This is a genomic window from Aquincola tertiaricarbonis (genome assembly GCF_000969605.1).
Classification (GTDB): domain Bacteria; phylum Pseudomonadota; class Gammaproteobacteria; order Burkholderiales; family Burkholderiaceae_C; genus Aquincola; species Aquincola tertiaricarbonis.
The window spans coordinates 38,515-62,896 of record NZ_JZUE01000003.1 but is presented as its reverse complement, the minus strand read 5'-3'; the positions used below and the strand labels follow the sequence as shown (position 1 = coordinate 62,896).

The following is a 24,382-nucleotide window of genomic DNA, read 5'->3' as shown; positions in this document are numbered from 1 at the left end:
CAATCAGAGTCCGGGATAGAGCCTGCCGCGGTTGAACACACCGCGCGGATCGAAGGCCTGCTTGAGCTGCCGGTGCAGCCTGTCCAGCGGCGGGGCCAGCGGCGCGAAGACGCCGGGCGACTTGTCGAGCGAGCGAAACAAGGTGGCATGGCCGCCGGCCTGGGCCGCGGCGGCGCGCACCTCGGCCGCGGGGAGATGGCCCACCAGCCAGCGCTGGGCGCCTCCGTGCTCCAGCAGCACCTCGCCGGCCAGCGGCAGCGGCGCCGCGGTGGACGGCAGCGACAGCCGCCAGAGCTGCTGGCCGCCCTCCACCGCCGCCAGCGCGCGCGTGTGGAAGGTGCCGGTGTGGTCGCGCAGGCCCAGCCACAGCGGCTCGGCCACCTCGGGCTGCACCAGCTCGCCACCCAGCCGGCGCTGCGCATCGGCCACTGCGGCGCGTGCGCCACGCAGCCGCAGGTACAGCCGGCCGTCGCGCCAGGCGCTGGCATTGATGGGCAGCGGCTGCCCGCCCCAGTCGTTCAGGCGGCGGAGGGCCTCGGCCTGGTCCACCGCGAAGGCCAGCGTGGCCTGCGCCGGCGGCACCGGCAGCACCTTGAGCGAGACCTCGCAGATCACGCCCAGGATGCCCATGGAGCCGGCCAGCAGGCGCGAGACGTCATAGCCCGCCACGTTCTTCATCACCTGGCCGCCGAAGCTCAGCAGCTCGCCGCGGCCGTTGAGCAGCGTGGCGCCCAGCACGTAGTCGCGCACGCCGCCCACCGCCGCACGCGCGGGGCCGGCCAGGCCGGCGGCCACCATGCCGCCCACGGTGCCGCCCCGCGGCGCGCCGTGCGCCGCACTGGCAAAGCGCGGCGGCTCGAAGGGCAGGCATTGCCCCTTCTCGGCCAGCACGGCTTCCAGCTCGGCCAGCGGCGTGCCGGCGCGGGCGGTGACCACCAGCTCGGTCGGCTCGTAGCTGCTGATGCCGGCCAGGGCCGACATCTCCAGCGGATCGCCCGTGGCGGCCTCGCCGTAGAAGTGCTTCGTGTTGGCGCCGCGGATGCACAGCGGCGTGGTGGCATCGGCACCGCGTACCTGGTCCACCAGGCGGGCCAGCACGGGGTCGGCCGCGGTTTCCACTTGCAGGGTCGAGTCGGCGTTCATGGCTAGAACCTCGGCAGCTCGGGAAACGGCAGCAGACCCTTCTTCACATGCATCTTGCCGCCCTCGGCACAGCGCTGCAGCGTGGGGATCACCTTGCCGGGATTGAGGATGCCGGTGGGATCGAAGGCCGCCTTCAGCGCCATCATCTGGGCGTTCTCGGCCGGGGTGAACTGCACGCACATCGAGCCCAGCTTCTCCACGCCCACGCCGTGCTCGCCGCTGACGGTGCCGCCCATGCGCACGCTGGTCTCCAGGATGTCGGCACCGAACAGCTCGCAGCGGTGCATCTCGTCCGGGTCGTTGGCATCGAACAGGATCAGCGGATGCAGGTTGCCGTCACCCGCATGGAACACGTTGCAGCAGCGCAGGCCGTACTTCTTCTCCATCTCGGCGATGGCCAGCAGGATGTCGGCCAGCCGCTTGCGCGGGATGGTGGAGTCCATGCACATGTAGTCGGGGCTGATGCGGCCCGAGGCCGGGAAGGCGTTCTTGCGGCCGCTCCAGAACTTCAGCCGCTGGGCCTCGTTCTCGCTGACCTCCATGCGGGTGGCTCCGCAGCCCTGCAGCACCGCCTGCATGTGCTCGATCTCCTCGGCCACCTCCTCCGGCGTGCCGTCGCTCTCGCACAGCAGGATGGCGGCCGCGTCCAGGTCGTAGCCGGCCCGCACGAAGTCTTCCACCGCGGCGGTCATCGGCTTGTCCATCATCTCCAGGCCGGCCGGGATGATGCCGGCGGCAATGATGGCGGCCACCGCGTCGCCCGCCTTCCGCACGTCGTCGAAGCTGGCCATGATGCAGCGCGCCAGCTGCGGCTTGGGCACCAGCCGCACGGTCACCTCGATGGCCACGGCCAGCATGCCCTCGCTGCCCACCATCACCGCCAGCAGGTCCAGCCCGGCGGCGTCCAGCGCGTCGGCGCCGAATTCCACCGCCTCGCCCTCCACGGTGAAGCCGCGCACCTTCAGCACGTTGTGCACCGTGAGGCCGTACTTCAGGCAATGCACGCCGCCGGAGTTCTCGGCCACATTGCCGCCGATGGTGCAGGCGATCTGGCTGCTGGGGTCGGGGGCGTAGTACAGGCCGTAGGGCGCCGCGGCCTCGCTGATGGCCAGGTTGCGCACGCCGCACTGCACGACGGCCGTGCGCGCGTACGCATCCACCTTCAGGATCTTGTTGAACTTGGCCAGCGACAGCGTCACGCCCAGCTTGTGCGGCATGGCCCCGCCCGACAGGCCGGTGCCGGCGCCGCGCGCCACCACCGGCACGCCCAGCGCATGGCAGGCTTTCAGCACCCCGCTGACCTGCGCCTCGGTCTCGGGCAGCACCACCACCAGCGGCTGCTCGCGGTAGGCCGTGAGGCCATCGCACTCGTAGGGCACCGTGTCCTCGCCGCGCCACAGCAGCGCATGCGGCGGCAGCACCTGCTGCAGCGCGCGGATCACTTCGGCCTGGCGTGCGGCTCGGTCGGTCATGGCGGCCCCTTGGCGTGCTTGTGACGAAGGTTCAGGCGAAATAGCGTGCATCGCCCGTGCGCTCGGGCGACAGCAGGATGCGCGAATCCACGTTCTGGATGTTGGTGTGGCCGCAGAAGGCCATGGTCACGTCCAGCTCCTTGTGGATGATCTGCAGCGCGCGGGTCACGCCCGCCTCGCCCATCGCACCCAGGCCGTAGACCATCGCGCGGCCGATCATCGTGCCGCGGGCGCCCAGGGCCCAGGCCTTGAGCACGTCCTGCCCGCTGCGGATGCCGCCGTCCATCCACACCTCGGTGCGGTGGCCCACGGCTTCCACGATGGGCGGCAGCGCGGTGATGGACGAGGGCGCGCCGTCGAGCTGGCGGCCGCCGTGGTTGCTCACCACGATGGCATCGGCGCCCACGTCGGCGGCCAGCCGCGCATCCTCCACTTCCATGATGCCCTTGAGGATAAGCTTGCCGCCCCACTGCTTCTTGACCCACTCGATGTCCGGCCAGGACAGGCGCGGATCGAACTGCTCGTTGGTCCAGGCGGCCAGCGAGCTCATGTCGCTGACGCCCTTCACATGGCCCACCAGGTTGCCGAAGCTGCGGCGCCGCGTGCCGGCCATGCCCAGGCACCAGCGCGGCTTGGTCATCAGGTTGGCGATGTTGCGCAGCGTGGGCTTGGGCGGCGCGGTCAGGCCGTTCTTGATGTCCTTGTGCCGCTGGCCGATGACCTGCAGGTCCAGCGTGAGCACCAGCGCGCTGCACTGGGCGGCCTTGCAGCGGTCGATCATGCGGGCCATTGCATCGCGGTCGCGCATCATGTACAGCTGGAACCAGAAGGGCTGCTGCGTGGCCGCGGCGATGTCCTCGATGGAGCAGATGCTCATGGTGGACAGCGTGAACGGGATGCCGAACTTCAGCGCCGCCCGCGCCGCATGGATCTCGCCGTCCGCATGCTGCATGCCGGTCAGGCCCACCGGCGCGATGGCCACCGGCATGCGCGCCTGCACGCCCACCATGGTGGTGGCGGTGCTGCGGTTCTCCATGTTCACCGCCACGCGCTGGCGCAGCTTCAGGCGCTGGAAGTCGCTCTCGTTGGCGCGGTAGGTGCTCTCGGTCCACGCGCCGGAATCGGCGTAGTCGTAGAACATGCGGGGCACGCGCCGTTCGGCCAGCACCCGCAGGTCCTCGATGTTGGTGATCACGGGCATGGGCTCTCGTCTCCTGCTCTTGTCAGTGCACGACCATCAGCGTGAACGGATACACGTAGGCCTGCAGCGTGACGAGGATACCCACCAGGCAGGCCAGCGCGATCGAGTGGAAGAACACGTAGCGGAGGATGTCGCCTTCATGGTTGAACCAGCGCGTAGCGGTGGAGGCCACCACGATGGACTGGGCGTCGATCATCTTGCCCATCACGCCGCCGGAGCTGTTGGCCGCGCCCATCAGGTTGGCCGACAGGCCCAGCTGCTCGGCCGCCACCTTCTGCATGCCGCCGAACAGCACGTTGGAAGCGGTGTCGGAGCCGGTCAGCGCCACGCCGATCCAGCCCATCAGCGTGCCGAAGAACGGATAGAACACACCGGTGTTGGCGAAGGCCAGGCCCAGCGTGGTGTCGGTGCCCGAGAAGCGGGTGAGCGTGCCCAGCGCCAGCATCAGCACGATGGTCAGCAGCGAGAAGCGCACCAGCCACAGCGTGCGGAAGAACTGCGACACCAGCTGCACCAGGTTGAACTTCATCACCAGGCCGCCGACGATGGCCGCCAGCAGGATGCCGGTGCCGGTGGCCGACAGCAAATTGAGCGTGTAGATGGCGGACTCGGCCGTGGGCGCCGGCACCACCGGCGGCATTTTCTGCACCAGCCTGTGCAGGCCCTCGATGGGGAAGGCCGGCGCGAAGATGCCGTTGAGGAACTTCTTCACCGAGGGCAGGCCCCAGATGAACACGAACACGGTGAGGATGACCCACGGCGTCCAGGCCTGGATCACCGCCTCGCGCGAGTGACGGGTGATGGCGCCGGGCGCCACGGCCGGGCCGCTGCCGGCCTCATGGCCCTTCAGCGAGGTGCTGGTCCAGATCTTCTTCGGCTGCCACACGCGCAGGAAGCCCACCAGGGCCGCCATCGACACGATGGCCGCGATGATGTCCACCAGCTCGGGGCCGATGTAGTTGCTGACCAGGAACTGCGCGATGGCGAAGGAGCCGCCCGTCACCAGGATGGCGGGCCACACTTCCCACATCGCCTTGCGGCCGGCGAAGGCCCAGATCAGCCAGAACGGCACCAGCAGCGAGAAGAACGGCAGCTGGCGGCCGATCATCTTCGTGACTTCCATCAGGTCGTAGCCGTGCACGTTGGCCAGCGTGATCACCGGCGTGCCCAGCGCGCCGAAGGCTACCGGCGCGGTGTTGGCGATCAGGCTCAGGCCCGACGCCGCCAGCGGCGAGAAGCCCAGGCCGATCAGGATCGCGGCCGTCACCGCCACCGGCGTGCCGAAGCCCGCCGCGCCCTCGAAGAAGGCACCGAAGGCGAAGGCGATCAGCAGCAGCTGCAGCCGGCGGTCCTGGGTGATGCCCGCGATGGAATCCTGCAGCACCTTGAAGGAGCCGTGCTTCTCGGTCAGCTGGTGCAGGAAGATGATGTTCAGCACGATCCAGCCGATGGGCAGCAGGCCGGTGAAGCCGCCCAGCATCGCCGCGCGGCCGGCCATCTCGGCCGGCATGCCGTAGGCGAAGACCGCGATCACCAGCGCGGCCACCAGGCCGGCACCGGCCGCGATGTGCGCCTTCATGTGCAGGAAGCCGAGGCCCACCAGCATCACCACCACCGGGATGGCTCCCAGCAGGGTGGAGATCAGCATGTTCCCGAAGGGGTCGTATACCTGTTGCCAGACCAAGATGAAGCTCCTCGCGTGACGTTCTTGTAGGGGTGGTTGAACTGCTGGCCACCCCGCATCACGCGGGGGCACCGCGGGGCGCACTCTAGGGTGCGCGCCTGCGCCGCTCTTGAAAGTTCTTGGCTGCGCGCGTGAAGCTTTTTCACGGCTCAGGACAAACCCTGAGGCGCCGGCCGCGCCGCACCACGGTCAGCGCAGGGCTTCGTCCAGCCAGTCGACGAAGGCCGCGCATTCCCAGCGCTCCAGCGTGCCCGGCTTCCAGCAGATGAAGTGGTGGTGCGGTGAAGGCACGCTGCGCTGCGACAGCCGCACCAGGCGGCCCGAGTCCACCCAGGCCATGCCCAGCTTGCTGCGCGACAGGGCCACGCCGAAGCCGGCCACCGCGGCGTCCAGCATCAGGCCCACGTCGTTGAACTGGGAGCCTTCGCGCGGCTCGGGCAGGTGGATGCCGCAGGCGTCGAACCAGGTGCGCCACGGCTCCAGCGGGCTGCGGATCAGCCGCGCACGACCCACCCGCTCGGCGGTGTCGAAGCCGTCGAACGGGCCGAACTCATGCAGGTACTCCGGGCTGCACACCGGGAACACCTCGTCGCTGAGCACCCGCTTGCTCTCGAAGCCGGGATAGGCGCCGTGGCCGTAGCGCAGTTCCAGGTCGGCGCTTTCGGCGGTGATGTTGAGCAGCGGGATCGACACCTGCAGGATCAGCTCGACGTCCGGGTAGGCATGCCGGAACAGCGCCAGCTTGGGCAGCAGGATCTGCCGCGAGAAGGTGGGCGTGACGGCCAGCCGCAGCTGCGTCATGCCCGGCGAGCGTAGCGCCTCGGGCGGCTGCGCCAGCAGCTTCAGCGCCGAGCGCACCTGGCCCAGGTAGGCGGTGCCGTCGGCCGTCAGGCTGAAGTCGCCGCGCTCGAACAGCTTGAGGGCCAGCTGCGATTCCAGCTGGCGGATGCGGTGGCTCACCGCGCTCGGCGTCACGCTGAGTTCGTCGGCCGCCTGGCTCACGCTGCGCAGCCGCGCCAGTGCCTCGAAGCTCAGCAGGCAGTTGATCGGCGGGATGCGGGCGGTGGCCATGTGCGGCTAGACGCCGTCGACGATGAACTCGCGCAGCCTCGCCATCGCGGCTTCGGGCTGGTCGCGCCAGGTGCCGTGGCCGGCATCGGCGAGGCTGGCGAAGCGCGACCACCGCAGCGGCAGCGCCGCGGCGATGTCCTGCGCATCGGCCAACGGGCACACCGGGTCCTGCTCGCCGGCCAGCACCAGCACCGGGCACTGCGCCCGGGCCAGGCCGGGCAGCAGGTCCATCCGTTGCTGCTCGCCAGCCGCCCAGTGGAAGAGGATCTCCGGCGTGAAGCGGCCGCGCTCGCGCGCCTGCGGATCGGCCGGCGGGCGGGTGTTGTACAGCGGCATGCACAGGCGGTCGTACACGGCCCAGGTGTCGGCGCCGGGCCGCTGCCAGAAGGCCTCGGCCGCCGTGCGCGCGGGCTCGCCGCCCAGCCGCTCGAACATCGCCAGCTTGCGCGCCAGCCCCAGGTGCGGCGATGTGCTGGACAGCACCACCCGCAGCGGATGCGCCGGATGCCGCGCGATGTAGCGCTGCGCCACGAAGCCGCCGAAGGACTGGCCGAGCACGATGGGCTTGTCGATGCCCAGCACGTCGCACAGCCGCACGATGTCGTCGGCCAGGATGTCCAGCGTGCATTCGTCCAGCGGCCGGGCATCGCTGCGGCCATGGCCCCGGTGGTCGTAGTAGACGATCTGGGCCACGTCGCCCAGCTGCGAGAACAGCGGCTTGAAGCTGGCATGGTCGAAGCCCGGACCGCCGTGCAGCAGGATGAGCGTGGGCTTCTCGCGCCAGCCTGCGCCGTCAGGCACCAGGCCGGGGCCTTCGATGTCGACGAAGAGGCGGACGCCGGGCTCGATGGTGATGCGCATCAGGAGCCTGTCAAGCGAAGCGCCGGCCCAAGGACTCGGCGATGCAGACAGGCTTGGGCGTGCCCTCGCGTTCCACCGTCACCTCGCAGGTGATCTGCACGCCGCCTTCGATCGCATCGCAGGCCAGCAGCTTGAAATGGCCGCGCAGCCGGCTGTCCACCGGCACCGGCGAGGTGAAGCGCACGCGGTTCAGGCCGTAGTTGACGCCTATGCGCGCGCCGGTCAGCTCGAAGGCGGTGGCGCCGAACTCCGGCAGCAGGCTCAGCGTGAGGAAGCCATGCGCGATGGTGGTCTTGAACGGGCCTTCGGCCGCCTGCTGCGGATCGACGTGGATCCACTGGCGGTCTTCTGTCGCCTCGGCAAACAGGTCGATGCGGCGCTGGTCCACGGTGATCCAGTCGCTGGTGCCCAGCACCTGGCCCACCAAGGCGGGCAGCTCGTCGAAGCGGTAACTCTTTTTCATGCTCTTGCCTGCTCGATCCATTCCGTCAGCGGCTGCCACTGGGGCAGGTCGCGTTCCACGCGGCTCGGGGCCACGTCCCACAGCGTCAGGCCATGGGTCGCCAGCTGCACGTAGTTCTGGGTGTCGCGCAGCTGGGCCACCACCGGCACGCCCAGCTCGTCGAGGAAGTGCCGCAGCTGCTCGGCCGCCAGCGTGTGCTCGCGCACGCGGTTGGCCACGATGCCCAGCTGCACCCGATCGCTGCGCTTGTGCTGCTGCAGCTCCTGGATGAAGGCATAGGTGGCGTGGATGTCGAACAGGCTGGGCTGCAGCGGCACCAGCACCAGGTCGGCGATTTTCATCACCTCGTCCAGCCGCCTGCCACGCAGGCCGGCCGGCGTGTCCAGCACCACGTGCGTGGTGCCCTTGGGCGGCTTGACGATGTGGTCGCGCTGCACCTCCCAGCCGCGGATGGCCGGCAGCTGCGGCGGCCGCAGGCCCAGCCAGTGGCGGGACGACTGCTGTCGGTCCACGTCGCCCAGCATCACCGCATGGCCCTGGCGCGCCATCCAGCCTGCGATGTTGGTGGCCACGGTGCTCTTGCCGGCACCACCCTTGGGATTCGCGACCACGACCACCGGCATCGTCAACTCCTCACGTTTTGAGGTTATGGTATCGAAGACTCCCCTGCTGTCCCTGCCTTGGCCTCCACCCTCGTCCTGCTGGCGCATCCCCACCTTGAACATTCGCGCGTGCATCGCGGCCTGCTGCAGGCGCTGCGGGCCCCTGGCCCGGCCGACATCGAGGTGCGCGACCTGTATGCGCTTTACCCCGATTACCTGATCGACGTGCCGGCCGAGCAGGCCGCGCTGGCCGACGCCCGCCTGGTGGTGTGGCAGCACCCGATGCACTGGTACGGCATGCCGGCGCTGATGAAGCTGTGGGTGGACGAGGTGCTGTCCTTCGGCTGGGCCTACGGGCCCGGTGGCACCCACCTGCGCGACAAGGACCTGTGGCTGGTCACCTCCACCGGCGGCAGCGTGCATGCGTACAGCGAGGCCGGCTACAACCGCCATCCCTTCGACGACTTCATGCCGCCCTACCGACAGACCGCCGAGCTGTGCGGCATGCGCTTCCTGCCGCCCAAGGTGCTGCACAGCGCCCAGCGCGCCACCGAGGCCGAACTGCAGGCCTTCTCCGCCGCCTATGTGAAGAAGCTGGCCACCTACCCGGACTGGACGCTGCACCTGTCGCCGACCGAGGAGCACACCATTCCCGTGGCCAGCAGCGACCGCCCCGCGGCTGAATGAGCATGGAACACGGCAGCACCTGGCTGGGCACCACGCTCGTCTACCTGGCCGCGGCGGTGATCGCGGTGCCGCTGGCGCGGGCCGTGGGCCTGGGCTCCATCGTCGGCTACCTGGCGGCGGGCATCGTCATCGGGCCTTCGGGCGCCGGGCTGGTGAGCGATCCGCAGGCCATGCTGCACTTCGCCGAGTTCGGCGTGGTGCTGATGCTGTTCCTGGTGGGGCTGGAGCTGGAGCCGCGCCGCCTGTGGGCCATGCGCCAGCCCATCTTCGGCTGGGGCAGCGTGCAGACCTTCGGCTCCACCGCCGCCCTCATGGGCGTGGCGGTGGCCGCGGGCGTGGACTGGCGGCTGGCCCTGGTGGGCGGGCTCGGCCTGGCGCTGTCATCCACCGCGATCGGCCTGGGCGTGCTGGCCGAGCGCAACCTGATGGGCACCAGCGCCGGCCGCAGCGTGCTCAGCGTGGCGCTGCTGCAGGACATCGCGGCCATCCCCATCCTGGCGCTGGTGCCGCTGCTGGCCTTCGGCGACGCGGCGCAGCACGACAACGGCTGGCTGGAGGCGGCCAAGATCGTGGGCGTGATCGCCGCCATCGTGCTGGGCGGCCGGCTGCTGCTGCGGCCGGCGCTGCGCTGGATCGCCGGCAGCCGCACGCCGGAGATCTTCACCGCCGCCGCGCTGCTGCTGGTGGTGGCCATCGCCGCGCTGATGCAGGCGGTGGGCCTGTCGATGGCGCTGGGCGCCTTCCTCGCCGGCGTGCTGCTGGCCGAGAGCGAATACCGCCGCGAGCTGGAAACCGACATCGAGCCCTTCAAGGGCCTGCTGCTGGGCCTGTTCTTCATCGCGGTGGGCATGACCATCGACTTCCGCGTGCTGCTGGATTCGCCCGGCCTCATCGCGGCCATCGTGCTGGGCTTCCTGCTGCTGAAGATCGTGGTGCTGGTGGCCATGGCCCGCTGGATGCCGATTCCGCTGGCCGAGCGGCCGGTGTTCGTCATCCTGCTGGCCCAGGGCGGCGAGTTCGGCTTTGTGGTGTTCCAGACGGCGCAGCAGGCCGGCGTCATCACCGCCGCGCAGTCGTCGCTGCTGGCCGCGGTGGTGGCGCTGTCGATGCTGCTGTCGCCGGTGCTGCTGGTGCTGTCCGACCGCTGGCTGGTGCCACGGCTGGCGCGCCAGAACCCGCGCCAGCCGGCCGATGCCGCCAGCGAGCTCAAGGAGCCGCAGCATGCGCCGGTCATCATCGCGGGCTTCGGCCGCTACGGGCAGATCGTCGGCCGGCTGCTGCTGGCCAACGGCATCCCCTCCACCGTGCTGGACCATGATGCCGACGCCATCGACACCGTGCGCCGCTTCGGCGTGCCGGCCTTCTATGGCGATGCCACGCGGCTGGACCTGCTGCGCATCGCCGGCGCTGCCGATGCCCGGGTCATCGTCATCGCGCTGGACGACGTGGACCAGAGCCTGAAGCTGGTGGACCTGGTGCGGCAGCACTTCCCAAAGCTCACCATCGTGGCCCGCGCCCGCAACGTGACGCACTACTACGGCCTGCGCGACCGCGGCGTGACCCTGATCGAACGCGAGACGCTGGACGCCGCGCTGATGAGCGGCCGCAGTGCGCTGGAAGCGATGGGATGGCAGCCGCATGCCGCCCGCCAGCGCGCGATGCTGTTCCGCCGGCACAACGTGGCCCTGCTGGAGCGCATGGTCCCGCACTTCCGCGACGAGGCCAAGCTCATCGCCATCACCAAGCAGGGCCGGCAGCAGCTGATGGAGCTGTGGGCGCGCGAGCGGGAGCAGGCCGCGCAGACGCGCGGGCATGGGGGCTGGTACACCGACCGCGACGGCGACACGGAGCCGCCCCCGGGCTGAAACGCCCGGCCGGGCCGGCTACCGCAGCCCGTCCCACAGCAGCTTGCTGCCCGTCAGCAGCATGCCGATGGCGAACAGCCGGTAGAAGAGCTGCGGCGACACCCGCCGCACCAGCTTGACGCCGGCCCAGACGCCCACCGGGGCCAGCGGGGCCAGCGCCGCCGAGGTGGCCAGGTTGCCCAGGTCGATCAGGCCCAGCCAGGCATAGGGGATCCACTTCGAGGCATTCACCGCCGCGAAGAAGACCGCCATCGTCGCGGTGAAGCGCACCGGCTCCAGCCGCAGCGGCAGCACGTAGAAGCTGATCGGCGGCCCGCCCGCATGCGCCACGAAGCTGGTGAAGCCCGAGACGGTGGCCAGCCCGAAGCCCAGCCAGCGCGGCGGCGGCGGCGCGTCGGCCCGCGGCGGAAAGGCCGTGCGTATCGCCAGGAACAGCAGCGTGATGGCGCCCACCACGCCGGCCACCACCTTGGCCGGCAGCACGCCGAACAGCAGCGTGCCGATCACCGTGCCGAGCAGGCCGGCCGGCAGGATGAGCCTGATCAGCTTGCGGTCGAACTCCTTGATGAAGGCGGCCAGCCCCAGCCCGTCCATGATGGCCAGCAGCGGCAGCATGATGGCCGCGGCCTGCGGCACCGGCACGGCCAGCGCCATCAGCGGCACCGCCAGCGCACCGAAGCCGGCGCCGAAGCCGGTCTTGCTCAGGCCCATCAACAGCACCGCGGGCACGGCCACGGCATAGAACCAGGGATCGGTGATCACGTCGTCAGGGTCTCGTGCCGCACGGCTTCTTCGGCAATCCACTGCGCCGCCCGCTCCGCGATCATCAGCGTGGGCGAGTTGGTGTTGCCGCTGGTGATGGTGGGCATCACGCCCGCGTCCACCACGCGCAGGCCGCGCACGCCGCGCACGCGCAAGCGGGCGTCCACCACCGCCATCGGGTCGTCGTCGCGGCCCATCCTCGTGGTGCCCACCGGGTGGAAGATGGTGGTGGCGATGTCGCCGGCCAGCCGCGCCAGTTCATCGTCGGTCTGGTACTGCGTGCCGGGCTTCCACTCCTGCGGCTGGTAGGGCGCCATCGCCGGCTGCGCGACGATGCGGCGCGTGAGCCGCAAGGACTGCGCGGCCACCTGCCGGTCCTCCTCGGTGCTGAGGTAGTTGGGCGCGATGGACGGCGCCTCGTCGAAGCGCGGGCCGCGGATGCGCACCCGGCCGCGGCTGGTGGGATTGAGGTTGCAGACGCTGGCGGTGAAGGCCGGAAAGCCATGCAGCGGCTCGCCGAAGGCATCCAGGCTCAGCGGCTGCACGTGGTACTGCAGGTTGGGCCACTCGCGCTGCGGATCGCTGCGGGCGAAGGCGCCGAGCTGGCTGGGCGCCATGCTCATCGGCCCGCTGCGGTTGACCGCGTACTCCAGCCCGATGCGCGCCTTGCCCAGCAGGCTGTTGGCCAGCACGTTGAGCGTGCTCACCTTCTGCACCTTGAACACCGCGCGGATCTGCAGGTGGTCCTGCAGGTTCTCGCCCACGCCCGGCAGCGCATGCAGCACGTTCACGCCATGCTGGGCCAGCCACGCGCCCGGGCCGATGCCCGAGAGCTGCAGGATCTGCGGCGTGCCGATGCTGCCGGCGCTAAGGATCACCTCGTGCCGGGCCTTCACCGTCACCGATTCGCGCCCGTTCCAGAACCTCAGGCCTGTGCAGCGCATGGTGCCGTCGCCATCGGCCTGCAGCACCAGGCGCTGCACCTGCGCACCCACTTGTATGGACAGGTTGGGCCGCTCCTTCGCTGGCCGCAGGAAGGCCTTGGCGGTGTTCCAGCGCCAGCCGGCGCGCTGGTTCACCTCGAAGTAGCCCACGCCTTCGTTGCTGCCGCGGTTGAAGTCGGGCGTGGGCGCGATGCCGGCCTGCTCCGCCGCGCGGGCGAATGCGTCGAGGATGTCCCAGCGCAGCCGCTGCCGCTCCACCCGCCATTCGCCGCCGGCGCCACGCGCCCGCAGCGACTGCAGGTAGGCATCGTCGCGCGCGCCTTGCGCCTGGCCGCGCAGCACCGCCGGCATCGTGCCCGCGGCGCCGTGCAGCGCGTCGGCGCCACCATGGTGGTCCTCGTGCAGCAGGAAGTAGGGCAGCGTGTTGCGCCAGGCCCAGGCATCGCTGCCGGTGGCGGCGGCCCAGCCGTCGTAGTCGCGCGACTGGCCGCGCATGTAGATCATGCCGTTGATGCTGCTGCAGCCGCCCAGCGTGCGGCCCCGCGGGTAGCGCAGCTGGCGGCCGTTGAGGCCGGCGTCGGCATCGGTTTGGTAGAGCCAGTCGGTGCGTGGGTTGCCGATGCAGTAGAGGTAGCCCACCGGGATGTGGATCCAGTGGTAGTTGTCGGCCGGCCCGGCCTCCAGCAGCAGCACCCGCCGCCGCGGATCGGCGCTGAGCCGGTTGGCCAGCAGGCAGCCGGCGGTGCCGCCGCCGACGATGACGTGGTCGTAGAGTGCCTCGGGCATGGCCTGTCGTCTCCGCTGTTCTTGTACTGCCCGGCGCAGCGAGGCCCGGCGGGTGCATGTTAGGCGCTGGCGGGCGGACGACGCGGCCGCAAGCCACCACGGCCACCCGGGCCGTCCGCGCGCGCGACAATCCAGGCCATGTTCCAGCCCAGCCAACACGACGTCCGCCGCTTCTTCTGCGAGGTGCTGCGCAAGCAGCGCGAGGGCATGCCGCTGGTGCCGATGGAGGCGGTGGCCGCGCCCTGGATCGACGCGCATCCCGAGTACCACGGCGACCTGTCGGACCTGGAAGCCGCGCTGGCCGCCAGCTACACGGTGGAAGAGGGCCGCACTAATCCCTTCCTGCACCTGAGCATGCACCTGTCGATCAGCGAGCAGGTGGCCATCGACCAGCCCACCGGCATCAAGCAGGCCTTCGGGCTGCTGGCGGCCAAGCTGGGCTCGGCACACGAGGCGCAGCACCAGATGATGGAATGCCTGGGCGAGATGATCTGGGCCTCCCAGCGCAGCGGCCTGCCGCCCGACGGCCAGGGCTACCTGGAGTGCGTGCGCCAACGCGCCACGCGCCGTTAGCCGGCCCCCAAGCTCGCTGCGCTCGCGCCCCCCCAAGGGGGATCACCCGCCCTTGGGGCGGCCCGGCGGGCGGGTCTTCCGCTGGGCCCAGAACGCCTGCTGCATCGCCACCGTCTCGGCGGCGATCTCGGACACCGGGCCGATCAGGTCCACCGGCTTCTGGCAGTGGTCGAACACGTAGCGCGAGGGCACGCTCATCGTCGGGTTTTCTTCGTGGCTGCCGGTGGCCTCCAGCAGCTGCTCCTCGGTCATGCCGAAGACGATGCGGCCGATGTTGGCCCAGTAGGCCGTGCCCGCGCACATGCAGCAGGGCTCCACTGCGGTGTACAGCGTGCAGCCCCACAGGAACTCGGGCGTGAAGTTGGTGGCCGCCACGCGGGCCAGCGTGCTCTCGGCGTGGTTGACCGTGTCGATGTTGCACTGCTCCAGCAGCACGGTTTCCTGGTCGGGGCCCACCAGCACCGCGCCGAACGGGTGATGGCCCAGGGCCACCGCGCGCTGCGCCACTTCGTTGGAGCGGCGCAGGTGCTTGAGGATCTGCGCCTGCGTGGGCCGCAGTCCTTGAGGCGGAAGGCCCTGGGGTGGAAGTGGGGTACTGCGCACGGCGCGTCAGCCGGCCGAGGCGGCCACCACCAGCGCGGGCTTGCCGCCGAAGCGCTTGCGGATGGACTGCTCGATGCCGGCCGCGTCCAGGCCGATCATCGCCATCAGCTTGGCCGGGTCGCCATGCTCGATGAAGTCGTCGGGCAGGCCCAGCGACAGCACCGGATTGGACAGGCCCGCAGCCTGCAGCGCTTCCATCACCGCGGAGCCGGCGCCGCCCATCACGCAGCCGTCTTCCACGGTGACGATGGCATCGTGCGTGCGGGCCAGTTCGGCCACCAGCGCCGTGTCCAGCGGCTTGGCGAAGCGCATGTTGGCCACGGTGGCGTCCAGCTTCTCGGCGGCCGCCAGGGCCGGGTACAGCAGCGTGCCGAAGGCCAGGATCGCGATGCGCTGGCCGGTGCGGCGAACCTCGCCCTTGCCCCATTCGAAGTCGGGCAGGCCGGCGTCCGTCGCCACGCCGGCACCGGTGCCGCGCGGGTACCGCACGGCCACCGGGTGGTCGCGGCGGAAGGCCGTGGTGAGTGCCTTGCGGCATTCGTTCTCGTCGGCCGGCGTCAGCACCGCCATGTTCGGTATGCAGCGCAGGAAGGCGATGTCGTAGGCGCCCGCATGGGTGGCACCGTCGGCGCCCACCAGGCCGGCGCGGTCGAGCGCGAACACCACCGGCAGGTTCTGGATCGCGACGTCGTGGATCAGCTGGTCGTAGGCCCGCTGCAGGAAGGTGGAATAGATCGCCACCACCGGCTTCAGCCCCTCGCAGGCCAGGCCGGCCGCAAAGGTCACCGCATGCTGCTCGGCGATGCCCACGTCATGGCAGCGCTGCGGGAAGCGCTTCTGGAACTCCACCATGCCCGAGCCCTCGAGCATGGCCGGCGTGATGGCCACCAGGCGCTGGTCGGCCGCGGCCATGTCGCACAGCCACTGGCCGAAGATGTGCATGAACGACGGCTTGGCCGGCGCGCCCGGCTTGGGCAGGCCCTTGGCGGGGTCGAACTTGCCGGGGCCGTGGTACAGGATCGGGTCGGCCTCGGCCAGCTTGTAGCCATAGCCCTTCTTGGTCACCACGTGCAGGAACTGCGGGCCCTTCTTGTCGCGCAGGTTCTCCAGCGTGGGGATCAGCGCGTCCAGGTCGTGGCCGTCGATCGGGCCGACGTAGGTGAAGCCGAATTCCTCGAAGATGGTGCCGGGCACCACCATGCCCTTGGCATGTTCCTCGAAGCGACGTGCCAGCTCGAACAGGCTGGGCGCGTTCTTCAGCACGCTCTTGGCGCCTTCGCGCGCGGCGCTGTAGAACTTGCCGCTCATCAGCCGCGCCAGGTACTTGTTGAGCGCGCCCACCGGCGGGCTGATCGACATGTCGTTGTCGTTCAGCACCACCAGCATGTCGGCCAGCATGCCGGCATGGGCCACGCCCGCGTTGTTCAGCGCCTCGAAGGCCATGCCGGCGGTCATCGCGCCGTCGCCGATCACCGCCACCGCCTTGCGGTCCTCGCCCTTGAGCTTGGCGGCCATGGCCATGCCCAGCGCGGCCGAGATGGAGGTGGACGAGTGCGCGGTGCCGAAGTTGTCGTACTCGCTCTCGTCGCGCCGCGGAAAGCCGCTGATGCCGCCCAGCTGCCGCAGCGTGCTCATGCGGTCGCGCCGGCCGGTGAGGATCTTGTGCGGGTAGGTCTGGTGGCCCACGTCCCACACCAGCCGGTCGTTCGGCGTGTTGAAGACGTAGTGCAGCGCGATGGTGAGCTCCACGGTGCCGAGGTTGCTCGACAGGTGGCCGCCGGTGCTGCTCACGTTCTGCAGCACGCACTCGCGCAGTTCTCGGGCCAGCGTGTGCAGGCTGGTGCGGGGCAACCGGCGCAGGTCGGCCGGGCTTTCGATGGTTTGGAGCAGCGTAGTGGTCATCGCATGGTGGGGCGGCCTGGCGTCAGCTGTGGCGCTCGACGACCTTGTCGGCCAGGATCGCAAGGCGCAGCGCATCGGCCAGGCCGCTGCGCTTCAGGGCCGCATGGGCCTGGTCGCGCAGTTCGTCGGCATGGCGGCGTGCGGCATCCAGGCCGAGCACGGACACATAGGTGGGCTTGTTGTGGTGCAGGTCCTTGCCGGCGGTCTTGCCCAGCGTCTCGGATTCCTGCGTCACGTCGAGGATGTCATCGACCACCTGGAAGGCCAGGCCGATGGCGGAGCCGTAATCGGACAGCGCGGCCCAGGCCTCGGGCGTGATGCGGCCGCAGGCGGCGCCCATCAGCACGCTGGCCTGCAGCAGGGCGCCGGTCTTGCGGCGGTGCATGTCGCGCAGGGCGGCCTCGTCCAGCGGCTTGCCGATGCTGGCCAGGTCGATGGCCTGGCCGCCGGCCATGCCGGCATGGCCTGCGGCCCGCGCCAGCAGCGAGCACAGCCGCGCCTGCAGCGCGGGCTCCACCCCGGCATCGGGCGTGAGCACCTCGAAGGCCAGCGCCTGCATCGCGTCGCCGGCCAGCATGGCCTGCGCCTCGCCAAACTGCACGTGCACCGTGGGCTTGCCGCGGCGCAGCACGTCGTTGTCCATGCAGGGCATGTCGTCGTGCACCAGCGAATAGGCGTGGATCAGCTCCACCGCGCAGGCCGCGCGCATCGCAGCCTCCCGGTTTCCGCCCACCGCCTCGCAGGCGGCCAGCACCAGCAGCGGACGCAGGCGCTTGCCGCCGTCCAGCACGCCGTAGCGCATCGCCAGGCCCACGCCGGCCGGCGCATCCGCCGGCACCCAGGCGTCCAGCGCCGCTTCGACCGCTTCCAGTTCGGCGCGTGTCCAGACGTCGAAATCGTCCACCTTCATCGTGTCTCCCACGCTGTGCATGCCGAGCCGCCGTCAGGCGTTGGTCCAGGGCTTGAGCTGGCCGTCTTCCAGCACCTTGACCTGCTCCTCGACCGCCTGCAGCCGCGAACGGCACAGGCTCAGCAGGTCGGCACCACGCTTGTAGCTTTCGAGCAGGCGGTCCAGCGGCAACTGGCCGCTTTCCATCGTCTGCACCAATTGTTCGAGCTCGGCCAGCGCGTCCTCGTAGCGAAGCGCTGGCAGCTCGGCGTCGGCCGCCTCGGGCTTCGCATTCATTCGACTGGCCATCTCGTCTTGTGAAAAGTCAGGGCAGCGATTGTAGTCAGCCCAGCACCCCCCATCTGGGTTCGACTCCCATCCTTGACGGATTGACGCCGCTTGTTTCGCCCCGTTGCCCCCGCGCGCCCACGGTCGACCCCCCTGGGTACAATCCCGCGCTCTTCAAACCCGCCCTCAGTCTGGCGGGGGGTTGACATTGGTTTTTGGAGATCCTGGGGATCATGTCCGACCTGAGCATCAAGCTTGCCGCGCTCGAACGCAACCGCACCCAGCTGTCGGTTGACACCTACTTCAACGAGGACCGGTTCCGCAGGGAACAGGAACTCATCTTCCAGCATGGACCCCGGTACCTCGGGCACACGCTGGCCGTGCCCGAGGTGGGGGACTACTACGCGCTGCCCCAGGAAGGCGAAGGCCGGGCCCTGGTGCACACCCGCGACGGCATCGAGCTGGTCTCCAACGTCTGCCGCCACCGGCAGGCGGTGATGCTGCGTGGCCGCGGCCACACGCGCAGCCACATCGTGTGCCCGCTGCACCGCTGGACCTACGACCTGCACGGGCAGCTGGTGGGCGCACCGCACTTCCCGCAGGACCCCTGCCTGCACCTGAACAACTACCGCCTGCGCGAGTGGAACGGCATGTTGTTCGAGGACAACGGCCGGGACATCGCCACCGACCTGGGCCAGCTGGGCCCGCGGGCGGCGCTGGACTTCAGCGGCTACGTGCTCGACAAGGTGCACCTGCACGAGTGCGACTACAACTGGAAGACCTTCATCGAGGTCTACCTGGAGGACTACCACGTCGGCCCGTTCCATCCCGGTCTGGGCAGCTTCGTCACCTGCGACGACCTGCGCTGGGAGTTCGGCCGCCACCACTCGGTGCAGACGGTGGGCGTGCACAAGGCGCTGGAAAAGCCGGGCTCGGCCATCTACCGCCGCTGGCACGACGCGGTGCGCAACTTCAACGGCGGGCAGACGCCGCCGCACGGCGCCATCTGGCTCACGTACTACCCGAACATCATGGTCGAGTGGTATCCGCATGTGCTGGTGGTGAGCACGCTGTACCCCAAGGGTCCGCAGAAGACCACCAACGTGGTGGAGTTCTACTACCCCGAGGAAATCGTTGCCTTCGAGCGCGAGTTCGTCGAAGCCCAGCAGGCCGCCTACATGGAGACCTGCGTGGAGGATGACGAGATCGCGCTGCGCATGGACGCCGGCCGCAAGGCGCTGTTCGAGCGCGGCGACGACGAGTACGGCCCTTACCAGAGCCCGATGGAAGACGGCATGAAGCACTTCCACGAGTGGTACCGCGCCTCGATGCAGATGCTCAGGTAGCAAGCGCTTGCCACAATGGGGCGGATGATGTCCGCCCCGTTGTTGATGGTTGCCGCCGCGTTCCTGTTCGCCTCCATGGGCGTGTGCGTGAAGCTTGCTTCCGCGTACTACCCCGCCGGCGAGATCGTCTTCTACCGGGGCCTGATCGGTGCCCTCTTCATCGCCGGCGTGGCCCGCGCGCGCGGCGGCACCCTGCGCACGCCGGTGCCGATGATGCACCTGTGGCGCAGCGTGGTGGGCGTGGCCTCGCTGGTGCTGTGGTTCTATGCGCTGGGCAACCTGCCGCTGGCCACCGCCATGACGCTGAACTACATGTCATCCATCTGGATGGCGATGTTCCTCATCGGCGGTGCGGTGCTGGTCAGCTTCAACCAGGGCAACGGCAGTGCCGGCCACGGCATCGACGGCCGGCTGATCGTCACCATCGTGCTGGGCTTCCTGGGCGTGGCGCTGGTGCTGCGGCCCACGATGGACAGCCACCAGCTCTGGTACGGCGTGGCGGGGCTGCTGTCGGGCATGCTGGCCGCGATGGCCTACCTGCAGGTCACCGCCCTGGGCCGCATCGGCGAGCCGGAATACCGCGTGGTCTTCTACTTTTCGCTGGGCAGCTGCACCGTGGGCCTGGGCACCATGGTGGTCAACGGCGTGCATGGCCATACCTGGCAGGGCGCGGCGCTGCTGCTGGCCACCGGCCTGCTGGCCACCAGCGCGCAGATGATGATGACCCGCGCCTACTCGATCGGCCATGCGCTGACCAACGCCAGCCTGCAATACCTGGGCATCGCCTTCGCCTTCGGCTATGGCGTGCTGCTGTTCGACGACCCCGTGACCTGGATGGCGCTTGCAGGCATGCTGCTGATCGTGGGCGCCGGCCTCGGCGCCACGCTGCTGCGGGCGCGCCAGGCGCCCGCCGTGTCCAACAACTCGGTCGAAACATGAACCTGCCCCGCCCGTTGATCTCCGCGCCCGCGCTGCGCGAACTGCTGTCCTCCGGCCAACCCGTCGTGCTGCTGGATTGCGGCTTCGACCTCACCGACGCCAGCGCCGGCGAGCGGGCGCATGCCGCCGGCCACCTGCCCGGCGCGCTGTATGTCCACCTGGACCGCGACCTGTCCGGCGACAAGTCGGCCGGCCCGGCGCAAGGCGGCCGGCATCCGCTGCCCACGCGGGAGGCGCTGGCCGCCACCGTCGGCCGCTGGGGCATCCGCCCCGGCGTGCCGGTGGTGGCCTACGACGCGCAGGGCGGCCCCTATGCCGCCCGCGCCTGGTGGCTGCTGCGCTGGCTGGGCCATGCGGAAGTGGCGGTGCTGGACGGCGGTCCGGCCGCCTGGCAGGCCGCCGGCGGCAGCCTGACCGATGCCCCCTCGCAGGCCCAGGCGCAGCCGCCCTACCCCGCCAGCGCCCAGCCGGCCCTGCCCACCATCGACGCGCCGACGCTGCTGCGCGGGCTGGGCCAGGTGCGGCTGTTCGACGCCCGCGCGGCCGAGCGCTTCCGCGGTGAGGTGGAACCGCTGGATGCCAAGGCCGGCCACATCCCCGGCGCGCGCAACCGCTTCTTCAAGGACAACCTGGGCGCGGACGGCCGCTTCAAGCCGGCCGAGGTGCTGCGCGCCGAATGGCAGGCGCTGCTGGGCGGCGCCGCGACGCAGCAGGTGGTGCAGCAGTGCGGCTCCGGCGTCACCGCATGCCACAACCTGCTGGCCCTGGCGCATGCCGGCCTGGGCGATGCCACGCTGTACCCCGGCTCCTGGAGCGAATGGTCGGCCGACGCCGCGCGGCCGGTGGCCACGGGTTCGTGATCCAGGTCAAAAGGGCTGGTGCCGATTGGCGGAACAGTCGGACTGCGGCACGCTTGCGTGTGCCACAGGACCTCTCACCAAGGAGTACGCGATGTTCAAGCACATCCTGGTTCCGACCGATGGTTCCGACATCACCGCCAAGGCGGTGGACACGGCGATCGACCTGGCCCGCACGCTGGGCGCGCGGCTGACCACCGTCAGCGTGAAGGAGCCGTTCCCGTACAGCGCCATCTCCGAGATGCAACCGGTGCCACCGCAGGAGTTCTTCGATGCGCAGGAGCGCATCGCCGCCGGCCGCGTGAAGGCGGTGGTGGACCGGGCCACGGCCGCCGGCCTGGCCTGCACCGGCAGCACGGTGGAGGCGCTGCACCCCTGGGAGGCCATCCTCGACGTGGCCGCCAAGGAAGGCGCCGACCTGGTGGTGATGGCCTCGCACGGCCGGCGCGGCATGGCCGCCCTGCTGCTGGGCAGCGAGACGCAGCGGGTGCTGATCCACACCAAGCTGCCGGTGCTGATCGTCAAGTGAGCGCGGCGCGGGCGGCCGGCCGCCCGCGCTTCAGTGCTGGTGCAGGGCCGTCATGGCCGCCAGCACGATGCCCAGGCCGGCCGCCAGCCAGCCCACCTGCAGCAGCGTGTCGCGCAGGGACAGGCGGCGCTGCATCTGCGGGATCAGGTCGGCCACCGCCACGTAGATGAAGCTGCTGGCGGCCACCACCAGCAGGTACGGGAACAGCGCTTCCCACGGCCCCACGACGAAGTAGCCCACCACGCCGCCCACCACCGCGGCGCCGCCCGACAGCGCGTTGTAGACCAGCGCCCGCGTGCGCGACAGCCCGGCGTTCAGCAGCACGATGTAGTCCCCCACCTCCTGCGGGATCTCGTGCGCGATGATGGCCAGCGCCGTCACCGCGCCCAGCTTCGCGTCGGTCAGGAAGGCGGCGGCGATGATCACGCCGTCGCAGAAGTTGTGGATGCTGTCGCCCAGCAGCACGCTCCAGCCGCCGCTGCCCGCCTGCTCGGCATCGAAGTGGTGGTGATGGTGGTGGCCATCGCCTTCATGGTGATGGGTGTGGCGGTACAGCTCCACCTTCTCCAGCAGGAAGAAGAACAGCAGCCCGCCCAGCAGCGTGGCGAACAGCGCATGCGCATCGGCATCGCCCTCGAAGGCCTCGGGCAGCATGTTCAGCAGCGCGGTGGACAGCAGCACGCCGGCCGACAGGCTCACCAGGCTCTTGACCACCCGGCCGAGCAGATGCACCGTGAGACTGGCTGCGATCGCCACCGACAGCAGGCCGCCGGCCAGCGTGGCCAGGACGATGTACAGCAGGGTCATGGAAGGCGGTGCGGGGCGGGCGCTTGAAGGGGAGCGGCATTCTAGGAGCGCGCACGCCACCACCCGGCGATGCGTTTGCGCCACGGGCCGCCCGCGGGCAGCGGCCACAATGCCCGCATGGACTCACAGCGCACCCTGACCTCGGGCCCTCTTGCCGCCATCGACATGGGCTCGAACAGCTTCCGGCTGGAGATCGGCCAGATGCAGCACGGCCGCTATCGCCGCATCGACTACCTGAAGGAAACCGTGCGCCTGGGCGCCGGCCTGGACGAAGACGGCCTGCTCACCGAGCCCGCCGCGCAGCGCGGCCTGGCCTGCCTGGAGCGCTTCGCCCGTCGGCTGGAAGGCTTCAGCGTGGCGCAGGTGCGCGCGGTGGCCACGCAGACGCTGCGCGAGGCCCGCAACCGCGATGCCTTCCTCGCGCGTGCGCAGCAGGCGCTGGGCAAGCCCATCGAGGTGATCTCCGGCCGCGAGGAAGCCCGCCTGATCTATTCCGGCGTGGCCCACCTGCAGCCGGGCGATGCGCCGCGGCTGGTGATCGACATCGGCGGCCGCTCCACCGAGATGATCCTGGGCACCGGCCGCCTGGCCACCACGGCCGAATCCTTCCGCGTGGGCAGCGTCAGCCTGTCGATGCGGCACTTTCCGGACGGCCGGCTGACCGAGGCCGGCTTCCGCGCCGCGCAGATCGCCGCCGGCGCCGAGTTCGAGGAAGCGCTGGAAGCCTTTGCACCGCGCCGCTGGACCGACGCGCTGGGCTCCTCCGGCACCGCGGGCGCGGTGTCGCAGCTGCTGGCGGCCAGCCGCATCACCGACGGCAGCATCACGCCCAAGGGACTGCGCTGGCTGATCCAGAAGTGCATCGCCGCCGGCCACATCGACAAGCTGGACCTGCCCGGCCTGAAGGAAGACCGTCGCGCGGTGATCGCCGGCGGCCTGGCCATCCTGTACACGCTGGCCGCGCACTTCCGCATCGAGAGCCTGCAGCCTGCCCGCGGCGCGCTGCGCCAGGGCGTCATCATCGACCTGTACGACCGGGTGCATGCCCCGCGCGAGAGCCTGGGCGGCGACGTGCGCGACGGCTCGGTGCGCGAGCTGCAGCAGCGCTTCCATGTCGACGTGGCGCAGGCCCAGCGGGTGCGCGTGGTGGCCCTGGCCTTGTATAGACAACTGGCGCCGCAGGCCGAGCCGGAGGCGGTGCGCGAGCTGGGATGGGCCTGCGACCTGCACGAGGTGGGCATGATGGTCTCCCACCACGACCACCACCGCCACAGCTGCTACCTGCTGAGCCATGTGGATGCGCCGGGCTTCTCGCAGAACCAGCAGCGGCGCCTGGCCGACCTGGTGCTGGGCCAGCGTGGCGGGCTGCGCAAGATCGAGGCGGCGCTGGGCAACGAAGGCTTCGCCTGGCAGGTGATCGCGCTGCGGCTGGCGGCCATCGAATGCCATGCCCGCGGCGCCTTCCCGGGCCATGCGATCGACGTGCAGCGCCAGGGCAACGGTGCCACCGTGCTGCTGCCGGAGGACTGGGCCCGCAGCAATCCGCGCACGCTGTACCTGCTGCAGGAAGAAGCCGCCGCCTGGCAGCGCAACGGCGCGATGGAGCTGCGGGTGGCGGCGGGCTGAAGCGGCCTACAGGTGCTCGGGCCCGCGTACGCAGGCCAGCACGACCTCGGGCGTGCCGTTGCGATCGCGCAGGCGCAGCCACCACACGCCGGCCTTCTTGATGCTCCAGGGCTGCACCGTACCGCCGGTCAAAAGGTAGGAAGCCGTCAGCCCCAGGGTGGGCTGGTGGCCCACCACCAGCACCGGATGGCGTGAGTCGGGCCAGCGGGCCTCGGCCAGCAGCGATTCCACCGTGCCATCGGGCGCCAGGCCCGGCGCCGTCTTGAACTTGCGCTCCAGCGCCTGCGCCGTCTGCTGCGTGCGCCGGGCCGGGCTGGCCAGGATGCGGGTGCTGTCGGGCAGCACCTGGTTGAGCCAGCTGGCCACGCGCGCCGCCTGCCGTTCGCCCTTGGGCGTCAGGCTGCGGGCCATGTCGTCGTCCAGCTCGCGCATCTCCAGCGCATCGGCATGGCGCCACAGGATCAGGTCCATCGTCGCCTTTC

Annotated in this window: 24 protein-coding genes; 8 read left to right on the top strand and 16 right to left on the bottom strand. The window is 70.3% G+C overall.

Annotation, left to right across the window (positions count from 1 at the left end; genetic code table 11):
- Positions 1 to 3: 3 nt before the first annotated feature.
- The 8 genes from glcE to VO99_RS04365 form a co-directional block, all read right to left on the bottom strand.
- Positions 4 to 1,143, bottom strand: a complete 1,140-nt coding sequence (gene glcE / locus VO99_RS04400; protein WP_046111611.1) for a glycolate oxidase subunit GlcE — start codon at positions 1,141 to 1,143, stop codon at positions 4 to 6.
- A gap of 2 nt (positions 1,144 to 1,145) precedes the next feature.
- On the bottom strand, positions 1,146 to 2,615 hold the full coding sequence (locus VO99_RS04395) for an FAD-linked oxidase C-terminal domain-containing protein (protein WP_046111610.1): 1,470 nt from the start codon (positions 2,613 to 2,615) through the stop codon (positions 1,146 to 1,148).
- Positions 2,616 to 2,646: 31 nt separating this feature from the next.
- Positions 2,647 to 3,816 carry an alpha-hydroxy acid oxidase gene (locus VO99_RS04390; protein ID WP_046111609.1) on the bottom strand — a complete coding sequence of 390 codons (1,170 nt, stop codon included), beginning with the start codon at positions 3,814 to 3,816 and terminating at the stop codon, positions 2,647 to 2,649.
- A 22-nt stretch (positions 3,817 to 3,838) separates the two neighbouring features.
- Positions 3,839 to 5,500: an L-lactate permease gene (locus VO99_RS04385; protein WP_046111608.1), complete on the bottom strand. Its 1,662-nt coding sequence runs from the start codon at positions 5,498 to 5,500 to the stop codon at positions 3,839 to 3,841.
- Positions 5,501 to 5,689: 189 nt separating this feature from the next.
- Entirely contained in the window at positions 5,690 to 6,571 is an 882-nt protein-coding gene (locus VO99_RS04380; RefSeq protein ID WP_046111607.1) for a LysR substrate-binding domain-containing protein, read from the bottom strand.
- Positions 6,572 to 6,577: 6 nt separating this feature from the next.
- Complete coding sequence (locus tag VO99_RS04375; protein WP_046111606.1) at positions 6,578 to 7,432, bottom strand: alpha/beta fold hydrolase; 855 nt, start codon at positions 7,430 to 7,432, stop codon at positions 6,578 to 6,580.
- 10 nt (positions 7,433 to 7,442) lie between these two features.
- Complete coding sequence (locus tag VO99_RS04370) at positions 7,443 to 7,895, bottom strand: MaoC family dehydratase (protein WP_046111605.1); 453 nt, start codon at positions 7,893 to 7,895, stop codon at positions 7,443 to 7,445.
- Positions 7,892 to 8,518: a ParA family protein gene (locus VO99_RS04365; protein WP_046111604.1), complete on the bottom strand. Its 627-nt coding sequence runs from the start codon at positions 8,516 to 8,518 to the stop codon at positions 7,892 to 7,894. Before VO99_RS04365 ends, VO99_RS04370 begins: the two co-directional genes overlap by 4 nt.
- Positions 8,519 to 8,575: 57 nt before the next feature.
- Between VO99_RS04365 and kefF the strand changes: the two genes are divergently transcribed.
- Entirely contained in the window at positions 8,576 to 9,184 is a 609-nt protein-coding gene (kefF, locus tag VO99_RS04360; protein WP_052736080.1) for a glutathione-regulated potassium-efflux system oxidoreductase KefF, read from the top strand.
- Positions 9,185 to 9,186: 2 nt separating this feature from the next.
- Positions 9,187 to 11,049: a glutathione-regulated potassium-efflux system protein KefC gene (gene kefC / locus VO99_RS04355; protein WP_046111602.1), complete on the top strand. Its 1,863-nt coding sequence runs from the start codon at positions 9,187 to 9,189 to the stop codon at positions 11,047 to 11,049.
- Positions 11,050 to 11,067: 18 nt separating this feature from the next.
- Here the strand turns inward: kefC and VO99_RS04350 are convergent, their stop codons facing one another.
- Both VO99_RS04350 and VO99_RS04345 read right to left on the bottom strand, forming a co-directional pair.
- A complete protein-coding gene (locus VO99_RS04350) occupies positions 11,068 to 11,811 on the bottom strand; it encodes a sulfite exporter TauE/SafE family protein (protein WP_046111601.1) in 744 nt (247 codons plus the stop codon).
- A complete protein-coding gene (locus VO99_RS04345; protein WP_046111600.1) occupies positions 11,808 to 13,541 on the bottom strand; it encodes a GMC family oxidoreductase in 1,734 nt (577 codons plus the stop codon). The genes VO99_RS04350 and VO99_RS04345 overlap by 4 nt, the downstream gene beginning before the upstream one ends.
- Positions 13,542 to 13,679: 138 nt before the next feature.
- On the opposite strand from VO99_RS04345, the gene VO99_RS04340 reads away from it, so the two are divergent.
- Positions 13,680 to 14,114: a DUF1841 family protein gene (locus VO99_RS04340; RefSeq protein WP_046111599.1), complete on the top strand. Its 435-nt coding sequence runs from the start codon at positions 13,680 to 13,682 to the stop codon at positions 14,112 to 14,114.
- Positions 14,115 to 14,156: 42 nt separating this feature from the next.
- Here the strand turns inward: VO99_RS04340 and VO99_RS04335 are convergent, their stop codons facing one another.
- The 4 genes from VO99_RS04335 to xseB are packed head-to-tail and all read right to left on the bottom strand — an operon-like array spanning position 14,157 to position 17,805.
- Positions 14,157 to 14,717 carry a nucleoside deaminase gene (locus VO99_RS04335; RefSeq protein WP_046111598.1) on the bottom strand — a complete coding sequence of 187 codons (561 nt, stop codon included), beginning with the start codon at positions 14,715 to 14,717 and terminating at the stop codon, positions 14,157 to 14,159.
- Between the two features lie 6 nt (positions 14,718 to 14,723).
- Positions 14,724 to 16,619 carry a 1-deoxy-D-xylulose-5-phosphate synthase gene (gene dxs, locus VO99_RS04330; protein ID WP_046111597.1) on the bottom strand — a complete coding sequence of 632 codons (1,896 nt, stop codon included), beginning with the start codon at positions 16,617 to 16,619 and terminating at the stop codon, positions 14,724 to 14,726.
- Between the two features lie 22 nt (positions 16,620 to 16,641).
- Positions 16,642 to 17,550, bottom strand: a complete 909-nt coding sequence (locus tag VO99_RS04325; RefSeq protein ID WP_375136379.1) for a polyprenyl synthetase family protein — start codon at positions 17,548 to 17,550, stop codon at positions 16,642 to 16,644.
- A gap of 12 nt (positions 17,551 to 17,562) precedes the next feature.
- Complete coding sequence (gene xseB, locus VO99_RS04320; RefSeq protein ID WP_046111595.1) at positions 17,563 to 17,805, bottom strand: exodeoxyribonuclease VII small subunit; 243 nt, start codon at positions 17,803 to 17,805, stop codon at positions 17,563 to 17,565.
- 224 nt (positions 17,806 to 18,029) lie between these two features.
- On the opposite strand from xseB, the gene VO99_RS04315 reads away from it, so the two are divergent.
- The 4 genes from VO99_RS04315 (at position 18,030) to VO99_RS04300 (ending at position 21,467) form a co-directional block, all read left to right on the top strand.
- Positions 18,030 to 19,142, top strand: coding sequence for an aromatic ring-hydroxylating oxygenase subunit alpha (locus tag VO99_RS04315; protein ID WP_046111843.1), 1,113 nt, complete (start codon positions 18,030 to 18,032; stop codon positions 19,140 to 19,142).
- 27 nt (positions 19,143 to 19,169) lie between these two features.
- Positions 19,170 to 20,081, top strand: coding sequence for a DMT family transporter (locus VO99_RS04310; RefSeq protein WP_046111842.1), 912 nt, complete (start codon positions 19,170 to 19,172; stop codon positions 20,079 to 20,081).
- Positions 20,078 to 20,941: a sulfurtransferase gene (locus VO99_RS04305; RefSeq protein WP_046111594.1), complete on the top strand. Its 864-nt coding sequence runs from the start codon at positions 20,078 to 20,080 to the stop codon at positions 20,939 to 20,941. The genes VO99_RS04310 and VO99_RS04305 overlap by 4 nt, the downstream gene beginning before the upstream one ends.
- Positions 20,942 to 21,032: 91 nt before the next feature.
- On the top strand, positions 21,033 to 21,467 hold the full coding sequence (locus tag VO99_RS04300; RefSeq protein ID WP_046111593.1) for a universal stress protein: 435 nt from the start codon (positions 21,033 to 21,035) through the stop codon (positions 21,465 to 21,467).
- Positions 21,468 to 21,497: 30 nt separating this feature from the next.
- On the opposite strand, the gene VO99_RS04295 is transcribed toward VO99_RS04300, so the two are convergent.
- On the bottom strand, positions 21,498 to 22,274 hold the full coding sequence (locus tag VO99_RS04295) for a ZIP family metal transporter (RefSeq protein WP_046111592.1): 777 nt from the start codon (positions 22,272 to 22,274) through the stop codon (positions 21,498 to 21,500).
- A 117-nt stretch (positions 22,275 to 22,391) separates the two neighbouring features.
- Here VO99_RS04295 and ppx point away from each other — a divergent pair, with 117 nt between their 5' ends.
- Positions 22,392 to 23,900, top strand: a complete 1,509-nt coding sequence (ppx, locus tag VO99_RS04290; protein WP_046111841.1) for an exopolyphosphatase — start codon at positions 22,392 to 22,394, stop codon at positions 23,898 to 23,900.
- A 6-nt stretch (positions 23,901 to 23,906) separates the two neighbouring features.
- Here ppx and sixA read toward each other — a convergent pair whose 3' ends face one another.
- The gene (gene sixA, locus VO99_RS04285; protein WP_046111591.1) at positions 23,907 to 24,371 is read right to left on the bottom strand and encodes a phosphohistidine phosphatase SixA; all 465 of its coding nucleotides are present in this window, start codon (positions 24,369 to 24,371) and stop codon (positions 23,907 to 23,909) included.
- Positions 24,372 to 24,382: the final 11 nt, after the last annotated feature.

What these genes read in the sequence shown, in the direction of transcription:
- glcE (WP_046111611.1), bottom strand. Translation starts at nt 1,143, where the DNA reads ATGAACGCCGACTCGACCCTGCAAGTGGAAACCGCGGCCGACCCCGTG.
- VO99_RS04395 (WP_046111610.1), bottom strand. Translation starts at nt 2,615, where the DNA reads ATGACCGACCGAGCCGCACGCCAGGCCGAAGTGATCCGCGCGCTGCAG.
- VO99_RS04390 (WP_046111609.1), bottom strand. Translation starts at nt 3,816, where the DNA reads ATGCCCGTGATCACCAACATCGAGGACCTGCGGGTGCTGGCCGAACGG.
- VO99_RS04380 (WP_046111607.1), bottom strand. Translation starts at nt 6,571, where the DNA reads ATGGCCACCGCCCGCATCCCGCCGATCAACTGCCTGCTGAGCTTCGAG.
- VO99_RS04375 (WP_046111606.1), bottom strand. Translation starts at nt 7,432, where the DNA reads ATGCGCATCACCATCGAGCCCGGCGTCCGCCTCTTCGTCGACATCGAA.
- VO99_RS04370 (WP_046111605.1), bottom strand. Translation starts at nt 7,895, where the DNA reads ATGAAAAAGAGTTACCGCTTCGACGAGCTGCCCGCCTTGGTGGGCCAG.
- VO99_RS04365 (WP_046111604.1), bottom strand. Translation starts at nt 8,518, where the DNA reads ATGCCGGTGGTCGTGGTCGCGAATCCCAAGGGTGGTGCCGGCAAGAGC.
- kefC (WP_046111602.1), top strand. Translation starts at nt 9,187, where the DNA reads ATGGAACACGGCAGCACCTGGCTGGGCACCACGCTCGTCTACCTGGCC.
- VO99_RS04345 (WP_046111600.1), bottom strand. Translation starts at nt 13,541, where the DNA reads ATGCCCGAGGCACTCTACGACCACGTCATCGTCGGCGGCGGCACCGCC.
- VO99_RS04340 (WP_046111599.1), top strand. Translation starts at nt 13,680, where the DNA reads ATGTTCCAGCCCAGCCAACACGACGTCCGCCGCTTCTTCTGCGAGGTG.
- dxs (WP_046111597.1), bottom strand. Translation starts at nt 16,619, where the DNA reads ATGACCACTACGCTGCTCCAAACCATCGAAAGCCCGGCCGACCTGCGC.
- VO99_RS04325 (WP_375136379.1), bottom strand. Translation starts at nt 17,550, where the DNA reads ATGCACAGCGTGGGAGACACGATGAAGGTGGACGATTTCGACGTCTGG.
- xseB (WP_046111595.1), bottom strand. Translation starts at nt 17,805, where the DNA reads ATGAATGCGAAGCCCGAGGCGGCCGACGCCGAGCTGCCAGCGCTTCGC.
- VO99_RS04315 (WP_046111843.1), top strand. Translation starts at nt 18,030, where the DNA reads ATGTCCGACCTGAGCATCAAGCTTGCCGCGCTCGAACGCAACCGCACC.
- VO99_RS04310 (WP_046111842.1), top strand. Translation starts at nt 19,170, where the DNA reads ATGTCCGCCCCGTTGTTGATGGTTGCCGCCGCGTTCCTGTTCGCCTCC.
- VO99_RS04305 (WP_046111594.1), top strand. Translation starts at nt 20,078, where the DNA reads ATGAACCTGCCCCGCCCGTTGATCTCCGCGCCCGCGCTGCGCGAACTG.
- VO99_RS04300 (WP_046111593.1), top strand. Translation starts at nt 21,033, where the DNA reads ATGTTCAAGCACATCCTGGTTCCGACCGATGGTTCCGACATCACCGCC.
- VO99_RS04295 (WP_046111592.1), bottom strand. Translation starts at nt 22,274, where the DNA reads ATGACCCTGCTGTACATCGTCCTGGCCACGCTGGCCGGCGGCCTGCTG.
- ppx (WP_046111841.1), top strand. Translation starts at nt 22,392, where the DNA reads ATGGACTCACAGCGCACCCTGACCTCGGGCCCTCTTGCCGCCATCGAC.
- sixA (WP_046111591.1), bottom strand. Translation starts at nt 24,371, where the DNA reads ATGGACCTGATCCTGTGGCGCCATGCCGATGCGCTGGAGATGCGCGAG.